Below are 11,027 nucleotides of genomic sequence, written 5' to 3' on the forward strand. Positions count from 1 at the left end.
TGTGCTTGCCATCTAGGGAGGCATCCGACACGCTATGCTATTGCCATTTCCTCTTTGACAGGCAACCGTACATGCGCATTCTCGTCACCGGCGGTGCCGGCTTCATTGGCTCCGCCCTGATTCGCCACCTGCTCGACAACACCGAGCACGAAGTTCTCAACCTCGACAAGCTGACCTACGCGGGCAACCTGGAATCGCTGCAAAGCATCGCCAGCAATAGCCGCTACGAGTTCGTCCAGGCCGATATCGGCGATCAGGCTACTGTCAGTGCCCTGCTGGCGCGCTTCCAACCGCACGCGGTCATGCACTTGGCTGCCGAGTCGCATGTCGACCGTTCGATCGACGGCCCGTCGGACTTCATCCAGACCAACATCGTCGGCACTTACAGCCTGCTCGAAGCGGTGCGCGGCTACTGGAACACTCTGCAGGCGCCCGGGCGCGAGGCTTTCCGCTTCCACCACATCTCCACCGACGAGGTCTATGGCGACCTGCACGGGGTCGATGACCTGTTCACCGAAACCACGCCCTATGCCCCCAGCTCGCCCTATTCGGCCAGCAAGGCGGCCTCCGATCACCTGGTACGCGCCTGGCACCGCACCTACGGGCTGCCGGTACTGCTGACCAACTGCTCGAACAACTACGGCCCATTCCACTTCCCGGAAAAGCTGATTCCACTGATCATCCTCAACGCCCTCGCCGGCAAGCCTTTGCCTGTCTATGGTAACGGCCAGCAGGTTCGCGACTGGTTGTACGTCGAAGACCACGCCCGCGCGCTGCTCACGGTGGTGACCGCCGGCAAGGTCGGCGAAACCTACAACATCGGCGGGCACAACGAGCAGAAGAACATCGACGTGGTGCACTCGCTGTGCGCCCTGCTCGAGGAACTCGCCCCAGAACGACCCGCCGGTGTGGCGAACTACGCCGACCTGATCACCTACGTCCAGGACCGCCCGGGTCATGACCAGCGCTACGCCATCGATGCCGGCAAGATCGAGCGCGAGCTCGGCTGGACCCCGGATGAAACCTTCGAGAGCGGCCTGCGCAAGACCGTTCAGTGGTACCTGGCCAACCTGGACTGGTGCCAGCATGTGCAGGATGGCAGCTACCAGGGCCAGCGCCTGGGCAACTCCAACATCAAGGATCTGATTGCATGACAAAAGGTATCGTACTAGCGGGAGGCTCCGGGACTCGGCTGCACCCGATCACCCTCGGCGTATCCAAGCAACTGCTGCCGATCTACGACAAGCCGATGATCTACTACCCGATCTCGGTACTGATGCTTGCCGGCATTCGCGATATTTTGCTGATTTCCACCCCCCAGGACCTGCCCCAGTACCGCCAGCTGTTCGGTGACGGCAGCCAGTTCGGCGTGAACATCAGCTACGCCGAACAACCGTCCCCGGACGGCCTGGCACAGGCGTTCCTGATTGGCGAAGAATTCATCGGTAACGACCCGGTCTGCCTGATCCTCGGCGACAACATCTTCCACGGCCAGGGCTTCAGCGAGCAGTTGCTGCGTGCGGTCAACCAGCCATCCGGCGCCACGGTGTTCGGCTACTGGGTAAAAGATCCGGAGCGCTTCGGCGTGGTTGAATATGACGACACGGGCCGAGCGCTGTCGATCGAAGAGAAACCGGCGAAGCCGAAGTCCAGCTACGCCGTGACCGGGCTGTACTTCTACGATAACGATGTGGTGCAAATCGCCAGGACCATCAAGCCATCGCCACGTGGCGAACTGGAAATCACCGACGTCAACAATGCCTACCTCAAGCGCGGCGACCTGCGGGTTGAACGCTTCGGCCGGGGCTTCGCCTGGCTCGACACCGGCACCCACGACAGCCTGCTGGAAGCCTCGCAGTACGTGCAGACCATCGAACACCGCCAGGGCCTGAAAGTCGCCTGCCTCGAGGAGATCGCCTTCCAGAAAGGCTGGATCAGCCGCGAACAGCTGGAGAAGAAGGCAGAGGAACTGAAGAAGACAGGTTACGGCCAGTACCTGAGCAAGCTGCTTGAAGAGACGCCATGAACATCGTCAACACCGTAATTCCTGACGTACTGATCATCGAGCCCAAGGTCTTCGGCGACAGCCGCGGCTTTTTCTACGAAAGCTTCAATGCCCGCGCCTTTGCCGAGCGAACCGGTGTCAACATCGAGTTCGTCCAGGACAACCACTCGCGCTCGCAACGCGGCGTGCTGCGCGGGCTGCATTATCAGGTGCAGAACCCCCAGGGCAAGCTGGTGCGGGTGGTACAGGGCGAGGTGCTGGACGTGGCGGTGGACATTCGCCGCAGCTCGCCGACCTTTGGCCACTGGGTAGCCGAGCGGCTGAGTGCCGACAACCACCGGCAGCTGTGGGTCCCGGCTGGTTTCGCCCATGGTTTCGTGGTGCTCAGCGAATCGGCCGAGTTTCTGTACAAGACCACCGACTACTACAACCCCGCCGCCGAACGCAGCATCCGCTGGGACGACCCACAACTGGCCATCGACTGGCAGCTGGACGGGCTGCAGCCACAGTTGTCGGCCAAGGACCAGGCCGCTGTTCTGCTCAAGGACGCGGAGCTGTTCCCATGAAAATTCTGGTGTGCGGCCATAACGGCCAGGTAGCCCAGGCGCTGGGCAGCTCGTTAGTGGGGCTGGGCGAGGTGCTGCTGCTTGGCCGCGACCAGCTCGACCAGGCCAAGCCCGAGCAGTTGCGTGCGCCGCTGCGCGATCAGGCACCCGATTTGATCATCAACGCCGCCGCCCACACCGCAGTGGATCTGGCCGAGAGCGAGGAAGCACTCGCCTTCGCAATCAATGCCGAAGCCCCCCGGGTGCTGGCCGAAGAAGCCGCGCGCCTGGGCGTGCCGCTGATCCACTACTCCACCGACTACGTGTTCGACGGCAGCAAACCTGCGCCCTACACCGAGGATGACACGCCAAACCCACTGGGGGTGTATGGTGCCAGCAAGCTGGCGGGTGAGCGCGCCATCACTGCCGTCGGCGGCAAGCACCTGATCCTGCGCACCAGCTGGGTCTACTCGCAGCATGGGCGCAACTTCCTGCTGACCATGCAGCGCCTGCTGCAGGAAAAGCCGCAGCTCAAAGTGGTGGCCGACCAGATTGGCGCCCCCACCTGGGCCGGCACCATCGCCGCCAGCACCCGCGCGCTGATCGAGCGTTGGCAACAGGGCCAGGCTGGCGCCTGGGGCACTTACCACCTGACAGCCCAGGGTGAAACGTCGTGGTTCGGCTTCGCCCAGGCCATCGGCGAGCAGCTCAAGGCCCGCGGCCTGCCCTGCGCCGAGCTGTTGCCGATCCCCTCCAGCGAGTACCCGACCCCGGCCCGGCGCCCGCTCAATTCGCGCCTGGACTGCAGCCGGCTCGCCGAACAGTGGCAGGTCAGCCAGCCGCACTGGCATCAAGCGCTGATCGACTGCCTCAAGTAGCGCATAATTGCGCCAGACCTTCTCTGGCGCAGCTACCTGATGATCGTAAAACCGACGCCTCCCCGCCGTCCCCGCTGGCGCAGCCTCGCCCTGCTGGCCCTGTGCCTGGCGCCGCTGCTGTGGCCGCTACACCACCTGGCCGAGCGTTATTACCAGGACCAACTCGCCTCACAGAACCGCCAAACCCTCGACCTGTACGTCGCCAACCTGCTCGGCACCCTGCACCGCTACGAGGTGCTGCCGCAGATCCTCGGCGACCTGCCGGCACTACGTGGCGCCCTGGCCGACCCGTTCAAGCTCGAGGCAGTGACCAACGCCAACCGCCTGCTCAAGGACATCACCCACCAGAGCGGTGCCGAGGTGATGTACCTGATGGACGTCAGCGGCAACACCCTGGCCGCCTCCAACTGGGACAAGCAAGATAGCTTCGTCGGCCGCAACTTCGCCTTCCGCCCGTACTTCAACCAGGCCATGGCCGGGCGCCTGGGGCGTTTCTTCGGCCAGGGCACCACCTCGGCCAAGCGCGGCTACTTCTTCGCAGCAGCGGTGCGCGACCGCGAGCGGGTGATCGGCGTACTGGTGGTCAAGGTCGACCTCGACCACACCGAAACCCTGTGGGGCCGCACCCCCGAACAGTTGCTGCTGACCGACCAGAACGGCGTGGTGGTGCTGACTTCACGCCCGGACTGGCGCTTTCGCGCCACCCGCGAGCTGACCGACGCCGAACGCCAGGCGATCATCGCCATCCAGCCCTACCCGACCCAGGCCCCGCAGCCGCTGACCCTGCCCGTCGACGCCTGGATCACCCAGACCCGCGACATCAAGGAAACCGGCTGGCAGGTGAGCATCCTCGCCCCGCGCATCCTGGTCGACCGCTCGGTGCAGACAGTGATGGCCATCGGCGCCGGCGCCCTGCTGGTGGCCATGCTGCTGGCCGGCCTGGTGATGCAGCGCCGGCGCCACTACATCGACCGCATCGACTTCGAAGCCCATGCCCGGCAAGAGCTGGAAAAGCGCGTTGCCGAACGTACCGCCGCCCTCGAAGGCCTCAACACCCGCCTGAAAAGCGCTGTGCTTGAGCGCGAGAACGCCCAGCAGGAGCTGGTGCGCGCCCAGGACGAACTGGTGCAGGCCGGCAAGCTGTCGGTGCTGGGCACCATGTCGGCGAGCATCAGCCACGAGCTCAACCAGCCTTTGGCGGCGATCCGCAGCTATGCCGAAAACGCCGAGATCCTGCTCGACCATGAGCGCACCGACGATGTGCGTGGCAACCTCAAGTTGATCGGCGAGCTGACCGGGCGCATGGCCTCGATCATCGCCCACCTGCGCGCCTTCGCCCGCCGCGACCGCCACGCCCCCGAGAGCGTGGCCTTGCAACCGGCGCTGGACGACGCCCTGGCGCTGCTGGCCAAGCGCCGCCGGGCGATGGCGGTGGAGCTGGTGCGCGACCTGCCCGAGGCCACCCTGTGGGTACAGGCCGGAGAAACCCGCCTGCGTCAGGTGCTGGGCAACCTGCTGGCCAACGCCCTGGACGCCCTCACCGAAAAAGCCAACCCGCGCAAACTGTGGCTGAGTGCCGAGCGCGTCGAGGACTGCGTCTACCTGTACATCCGTGACAACGGCCCGGGCTTCAGCCGCCAGGCCCTGGAGCACGCCAAGGAGCCGTTCTTCACCACCAAGACCCGCACCCAGGGCCTGGGCCTGGGCCTGGCCATCTGCGAAAGCCTGATGCGCGCCCTGGGCGGTGAACTGCTGCTGGCCAACCACCCGGAAGGCGGCGCCCTGCTGACCCTGCAACTGCGCGTGGCCAAGCCCGGCGCCAACCTGCAATCTTCGGAGGACACCTCGGCATGACCGAGACACTGATCGACAGCCGTGCCCAGGTGATCCTGGTCGATGACGACCCGCACCTGCGCCAGGCCCTGAGCCAGACCCTCGACCTGGCCGGGCTCAAGGTGGTGACGCTGGCCGACGCCCAGGGCCTGGCCGGGCGCATAGAGGCCGACTGGCCGGGGGTGGTGGTCAGCGATATCCGCATGCCGGGCATCGACGGCCTGCAACTGCTGGAGCAACTGCATGCCCGCGACAGCGAGCTGCCGGTGCTGCTGATCACCGGCCACGGCGATGTGCCACTGGCGGTGCAGGCCATGCGCGCCGGGGCCTACGATTTTCTGGAAAAGCCCTTCGCCACCGATGCCCTGCTGGACAGCGTGCGCCGCGCCCTGGCCCTGCGCCGCCTGGTGCTGGACAACCGCAGCCTGCGCCTGGCCCTGAGCGACCGCCAGCAACTGGCCACCCGTCTGGTGGGCCAGTCGCCGTCGATGCAGCGCCTGCGCGAGCAGATCGGCGCGCTGGCCGGTACCCGCGCCGATGTGTTGATCCTCGGCGAGACCGGTGCCGGCAAGGAGGTGGTGGCCCGCGCCCTGCACGACTTGTCGAGCCGTCGCGACGGCCCGTTCGTGGCCATCAACGCCGGTGCCCTGGCCGAGTCGGTGGTCGAAAGCGAGCTGTTCGGCCATGAGCCGGGGGCCTTCACCGGCGCGCAGAAACGGCGCATCGGCAAGTTCGAGTTCGCCAACGGCGGTACCCTGTTCCTCGACGAAATCGAAAGCATGAGCCTGGACGTGCAGGTGAAGCTGCTGCGCCTGCTGCAGGAGCGGGTGGTCGAGCGCCTGGGCGGCAACCAGCTGATCCCGCTGGATATCCGTATCATCGCCGCCACCAAGGAAGACCTGCGCCAGTCGGCCGACCAGGGGCGCTTCCGTGCCGACCTTTACTACCGCCTGAACGTTGCGCCGCTGCGCATTCCGGCCCTGCGCGAGCGCGGTGACGACATTCTGGTGTTGTTCCAGCACTTCGCCGATGCCGCCAGCCAGCGCCACGGCCTGCCCCCGCACAGCCTGCAGCCGGCCCAGCGCGCGCTGCTGCTGCGCCACGACTGGCCAGGCAACGTGCGCGAGCTGCAAAACGCCGCCGAACGCTTCGCCCTGGGCCTGGAGCTGGCCCTCGATGGCCAGGCCCCGGCGGTCAGCACACAGGTGCAGCTACCCGTGCCCAGCGGCAACCTCAGCGAACAGGTCGAGCAGTTCGAGCGCTCGCTGATCGCCGCCGAATTGGCCCAGCCGCACAGCTCGATGCGCAGCCTTGCCGAGGCCCTGGGTATCCCGCGCAAGACCCTGCACGACAAGCTGCGCAAGCATGGCCTGAACTTCGACGGTGCCGGCGGCGGGCATGAAGAACATGAGGAGGCACGCCTGTGACCTGCGACAGCCAATACCTGCAAGCCGTGCTGCACAGCGATATCCCCCTGACCCGCGAGATGGGCATGCAGGTGCTTGACTGGCACGGGCAGTGCCTGCGCCTGCAATTGCCACTGGCGCCCAACGTCAACCACAAGAGCACCATGTTCGGCGGCAGCCTGTACTGCGGCGCGGTGCTGGCGGGCTGGGGCTGGCTGCACCTGAGGTTGCGCGAGCTGGGTATCGATGACGGGCATATCGTCATCCAGGAGGGGCAGATCAGTTACCCGCTGCCGGTGACCGGCACGGCGGTGGCACGTTGCCCGGCGCCGGACGAGAAAGCCTGGGAGCGCTTCCTGGCGATGTACCAGCGCCGCGGGCGGGCGCGCTTGACGCTGGAGACGGTGGTGAGCAACGAAGGCAGTGACGAGCCTGCTGTGAAATTCAGCGGGCAGTACGTGTTGCATCGTTGAGGGTCGTGTTGCCTGCTCAAAACCTAGCGCCGGCAAGCCGGATCTCATAGAACAAACTACAAACACGGCCTCTGTGGGAAGCGGCCTTGTGCCGCGATTGGGGCGCGAAGCGCCCCCAAGGCCTCGGCCTCATGCAAAATTGCCGGGGCTGCTGCGCAGCCCAATCGCGACTCAAGGCCGCTCCCACAGGGATCGCATAACCTTCAGGTCTGTGCTGTACCTGTAGGAGCCTGCTTGCCGGCGATAGGGCCTCAGGCGTCGATCGCAATAGCCAGCGTCACCAACGCCTGCCGCCACCCGGCAGCAGCCGGCAAGGCCAGGAAGAACGGGTTGAGCAACGATTCGCGCGGCGGGTAGCGGAACGCCTGCCCATCCAAGCCGATCACCTCGCCTCCTGCCCCTTCCAGCACCCCTTGGGCTGCCGCGGTATCCCACTGCGAAGTCGGCGCCAGGCGCGGGTAGCAATCGGCACTGCCTTCGGCTAGCAGGCAGAACTTCAGCGAGCTGCCGATATTGGCAAGCTCAAGCTCCCCCACCGCCGCACCAAGGCCGGCCAGCAGGGCCTCCTGCTGCGGGCTGGTATGGCGGCGGCTGGCAACCACGGTGAAGCGGCGATCGGCTGGTGGCGCGGTGCGCACCTGAATCGGCTGCACGGTTCCATCGCCCTCGGTGCGCCAGGCGCCCAGCGCACGCCCACCAAAGTAGCAGCGGCCATTGGTCGGCATCGCTACCACGCCGAACACCACCTCGCCGTTCTCGATCAACGCGATGTTGACGGTGAACTCTTCGCTGCCGGCGATGAACTCCTTGGTGCCATCCAGCGGGTCGACCAGCCACCAGCGCTGCCAGCCTTCGCGCACGGCCTGCGGGATATCGCAATCCTCTTCGGACAGCACCGGAACGTGCGGCGCCAGCGCCAGCAGGCCATCGGCAATGACCCTGTGTGCAGCCAGGTCGGCGGCGGTTACCGGGGAGTCATCGGCTTTGTTGGACACGGCCACATCGGCGCGCCAGAACGGCAGAATTGCCTCACCGGCCAATTGGGTGAGTTTTACCACTTCGTGCATCAGTTGCAGGTCTTTCATGCGCTCATCACTCCACGCTGGATCAACAGGTCACGGGCCAGGTACAACGCCGCCAGGGCGCGGCCTTCGGTGAACTGCGGGTGCATGGCCAGGGCCGAGAGCTCGCGCAGGTTGACCTTGTCGACCCGCATCGGCTCGGGCTCGTCGCCCTCCAGGCGCTCCTCGTACAGGTCGGTGGCCAGCACCACCTGGATCTTCTGGCTCATGTAGCCGGGCGACAGCGACAGCTCGGTCAGGTGCTCCAGCTGACGAGCGCCGAAACCTGCTTCTTCCTTGAGTTCGCGGTCGGCGGCAGCCAGCACGTCCTCGCCGGGCTCGATCAGGCCTTTGGGCAGTGACAGTTCATACTCGTCAGTACCGCCGCAGTATTCTTCCACCAGCACCGCATGCTCGGCATCGAGCATGGCGACGATCATCACCGCGCCATAGCCGTTGCCGCGCCCCACCAGCCGTTCATAAGTGCGCTCGTTGCCGTTGGAGAAGCGCAACTGCACCGCCTCGACCCGGAACAGGCGGCTGCTGGCGACGATTTCGCGGCTGAGGACGGTGGGTTTCTGGCGCATGGGGCAGCTCCTTGGCGTGAACGGGTTACTATACCGTGGCTTGCCGACCGATCGAGAGTTTCCCATGCCTGTTCTTCCCTGGTCCGCCATCGACACCGTGTTGCTCGACATGGACGGTACCCTGCTCGACCTGCACTACGACAACCGCTTCTGGCTGGAGCACCTGCCCCAGCGCTATGCCGAACTGCACGGAGTGAGCCGGGCGATGGCCGAAATGGAGCTGCAGCCGCTGTTCGAGCGCCATGCCGGCACCCTCAACTGGTACTGCCTGGACTTCTGGAGCCGCGAGTTGCGCCTGCCGATCCGCGAGCTCAAGCAGGAGATCGCCGAGCTGATCGCCCTGAAGCCCGACGCCGATACTTTCCTGGCGGCCATTCGCCAGGCCGGCAAGCGCGTGGTGATGATCACCAACGCGCACCGCGATTCGCTGTCACTGAAGCTGGAACGGGTGGAGCTGGCGCCGTACTTCGAGCGGCTGATCAGCTCGCACGATTACGGGTTCCCGAAAGAGAGCCCGCAGTTCTGGGATGCCTTGCAGGCAGACATCGGCTTCGACCCGGCGCGCAGCCTGTTCATCGATGACACCCTGGCGATCTTGCGCAGTGCGCAGCGCTTTGGGGTGGGGCACCTGCTGGCGGTGAGGCAGCCGGATAGCCAGGGGGCCGTTCGCGATACCCAGGAGTTTGCCGCAGTCGAGGATTACCGCGAGCTTTTGGCTGGCCTGTGATGGCCCTTTCGCGGGCAAGCCTGCGAAGAGGCCATCACAGCAAGCAACGATCAATCAGGAATACGCAACACCTGCCCCGGGTAGATCTTGTCCGGGTGCTTGAGCATCGGCTTGTTGGCCTCGAAGATCTTGTTGTACTGCCCGGCATTGCCATACACCACCACCGCGATCGCCGACAGCGTGTCACCCTTCTTCACGGTCACGAAGCGCGCCGCCGCCACGACCGGCCCGGTCACGGTGATCTGGTCCTCGACCGACGCCACCCCGGCGATGTTGCCGGCCGCGAGGATGATCTTCTCTTTCTCCTCCTGGCTGGCCACCTCACCCTTGAGAATGACCTTGTCCCCCTCTACAGTGGCGCTGATGTTCGGGTTGCCCAAGCCAACACTTTCCACGTGTTTCTTGAGCTGCTCCTCGGCGTTGGCATTGCCGGGAGTCAGCAGGTCGATCAACTTCTCACCGGCCTCCTTGACGAAGCTGAACAGGCTCATGATGTGCTCCTTGTTGAGTTTTCGTTGAGTAAACCCTCGGAGCCAGGAGTCTAGGCCAGGATCCCTTCTACCGCCCGGCTGCGACCAATCGACGCGGTCTATCAAGGCATAGACCCTAGCGATTAGACGCGCGCCCCCTGGCGGCCTAGGCTGGTGCTATCAAATAGCCGCTGGTCTCTTCGCCCGATGCAAAGCAAACCCCCGGTCTGCGCAGCCTCCACGCCACTGGCCCTGCCCGCTGCCAGCAACACCTACGACTACGTCCAGCTCGACGACGCTGCCCACAGCAGCACGCCGCTGGCCGAGGAAGTGGCCCTGGCCATCGTCTACAACGGTCTCAACCAGGCGGTGATGCTGGTCAGCCCCACCGACCTCGAGGACTTCGCCGTGGGTTTCAGCGTGGGCAGCGGCATCGTCAGCAGCACCGACGAAATCTATGACGTGAAGCTGTCCGGCAGCGGTTCGGCGTTGTACGCCGACCTGGAAATCTCCAGCCGCGCCTTCTGGAACCTCAAGGACCAGCGCCGCCAGCTGGCCGGCACCAGTGGCTGCGGCCTGTGCGGTGTCGAGGCCCTGGAGCAGGCCCTGCCGGAACTGAACGTGCTGCCCGGCGCGCCCCTGCCACCGGTGCATTGGCTCAAGGACCTGCGCCAGCGCATCGATGCCTTCCAGCCCCTGGGCCAGCACTGCGGCGCAGTACATGCGGCGCTGTTCATGGACCGCGACGGCCAGCTGCTGCTGGGCCGCGAGGACATCGGTCGGCACAACGCTCTGGACAAGCTGATCGGCGCCCTGCTGCGCCAGCGCATCGACACTGCCGGGGGCCTGGCCATCGTCACCAGCCGCTGCAGCCTGGAGCTGATCCAGAAAGTGCTGCGCGCCGGTATCCAGACCCTGGTCAGCCTCTCGGCCCCCACCGGCCTTGCCCTGCAGTGGGCACGCAAGCACAACCTCAACCTCATTCATTTGCCCAAACACAGTGCACCGCGGGTGTTCAGCCCAGCGGCGGAGTAGTAAAAGC

The 11,027-nt window shown here is 65.4% G+C and carries 12 protein-coding genes; 9 read left to right on the plus strand and 3 right to left on the minus strand.

The genetic code is table 11. The annotated features are described in order from the left end of the window. Window positions 1–71: 71 nt before the first annotated feature. Genes rfbB through KSS94_RS25630 form a run of 7 tightly spaced genes read left to right on the plus strand, consistent with a single transcriptional unit; the run spans window position 72 to window position 7,140 of the window. Window positions 72–1,154 (plus strand): dTDP-glucose 4,6-dehydratase, encoded by a 1,083-nt coding sequence (gene rfbB / locus KSS94_RS25600; protein WP_217840805.1) that lies wholly within the window; start codon window positions 72–74, stop codon window positions 1,152–1,154. Beyond that, window positions 1,151–2,026, plus strand: a complete 876-nt coding sequence (gene rfbA, locus KSS94_RS25605; protein ID WP_217840806.1) for a glucose-1-phosphate thymidylyltransferase RfbA — start codon at window positions 1,151–1,153, stop codon at window positions 2,024–2,026. The genes rfbB and rfbA overlap by 4 nt, the downstream gene beginning before the upstream one ends. Next, window positions 2,023–2,571 carry a dTDP-4-dehydrorhamnose 3,5-epimerase gene (gene rfbC / locus KSS94_RS25610; RefSeq protein ID WP_217840807.1) on the plus strand — a complete coding sequence of 183 codons (549 nt, stop codon included), beginning with the start codon at window positions 2,023–2,025 and terminating at the stop codon, window positions 2,569–2,571. Before rfbA ends, rfbC begins: the two co-directional genes overlap by 4 nt. Then, window positions 2,568–3,428: a dTDP-4-dehydrorhamnose reductase gene (gene rfbD, locus KSS94_RS25615; RefSeq protein WP_217840808.1), complete on the plus strand. Its 861-nt coding sequence runs from the start codon at window positions 2,568–2,570 to the stop codon at window positions 3,426–3,428. The genes rfbC and rfbD overlap by 4 nt, the downstream gene beginning before the upstream one ends. 39 nt (window positions 3,429–3,467) lie before the next feature. Further along, window positions 3,468–5,282, plus strand: coding sequence for a sensor histidine kinase (locus tag KSS94_RS25620; RefSeq protein WP_217840809.1), 1,815 nt, complete (start codon window positions 3,468–3,470; stop codon window positions 5,280–5,282). Next, window positions 5,279–6,688, plus strand: coding sequence for a sigma-54-dependent transcriptional regulator (locus tag KSS94_RS25625; RefSeq protein WP_217840810.1), 1,410 nt, complete (start codon window positions 5,279–5,281; stop codon window positions 6,686–6,688). The genes KSS94_RS25620 and KSS94_RS25625 overlap by 4 nt, the downstream gene beginning before the upstream one ends. Beyond that, complete coding sequence (locus KSS94_RS25630; protein WP_217840811.1) at window positions 6,685–7,140, plus strand: thioesterase domain-containing protein; 456 nt, start codon at window positions 6,685–6,687, stop codon at window positions 7,138–7,140. Before KSS94_RS25625 ends, KSS94_RS25630 begins: the two co-directional genes overlap by 4 nt. Window positions 7,141–7,391: 251 nt before the next feature. Here the strand turns inward: KSS94_RS25630 and cysQ are convergent, their stop codons facing one another. Next, window positions 7,392–8,225 carry a 3'(2'),5'-bisphosphate nucleotidase CysQ gene (cysQ, locus tag KSS94_RS25635; RefSeq protein ID WP_217840812.1) on the minus strand — a complete coding sequence of 278 codons (834 nt, stop codon included), beginning with the start codon at window positions 8,223–8,225 and terminating at the stop codon, window positions 7,392–7,394. Further along, complete coding sequence (gene nudE / locus KSS94_RS25640) at window positions 8,222–8,788, minus strand: ADP compounds hydrolase NudE (protein ID WP_217840813.1); 567 nt, start codon at window positions 8,786–8,788, stop codon at window positions 8,222–8,224. The genes cysQ and nudE overlap by 4 nt, the downstream gene beginning before the upstream one ends. Window positions 8,789–8,852: 64 nt before the next feature. On the opposite strand from nudE, the gene yrfG reads away from it, so the two are divergent. After that, window positions 8,853–9,515, plus strand: coding sequence for a GMP/IMP nucleotidase (yrfG, locus tag KSS94_RS25645; protein WP_217840814.1), 663 nt, complete (start codon window positions 8,853–8,855; stop codon window positions 9,513–9,515). A gap of 50 nt (window positions 9,516–9,565) precedes the next feature. On the opposite strand, the gene lysM is transcribed toward yrfG, so the two are convergent. After that, window positions 9,566–10,006 carry a peptidoglycan-binding protein LysM gene (lysM, locus tag KSS94_RS25650; protein ID WP_217840815.1) on the minus strand — a complete coding sequence of 147 codons (441 nt, stop codon included), beginning with the start codon at window positions 10,004–10,006 and terminating at the stop codon, window positions 9,566–9,568. Between the two features lie 186 nt (window positions 10,007–10,192). Between lysM and fdhD the strand changes: the two genes are divergently transcribed. Continuing rightward, window positions 10,193–11,020, plus strand: coding sequence for a formate dehydrogenase accessory sulfurtransferase FdhD (gene fdhD / locus KSS94_RS25655; RefSeq protein ID WP_217840816.1), 828 nt, complete (start codon window positions 10,193–10,195; stop codon window positions 11,018–11,020). Window positions 11,021–11,027: the final 7 nt, after the last annotated feature.

Origin of the sequence: Pseudomonas fakonensis, from assembly GCF_019139895.1 — a bacterium.
Lineage (GTDB): Bacteria > Pseudomonadota > Gammaproteobacteria > Pseudomonadales > Pseudomonadaceae > Aquipseudomonas > Aquipseudomonas fakonensis.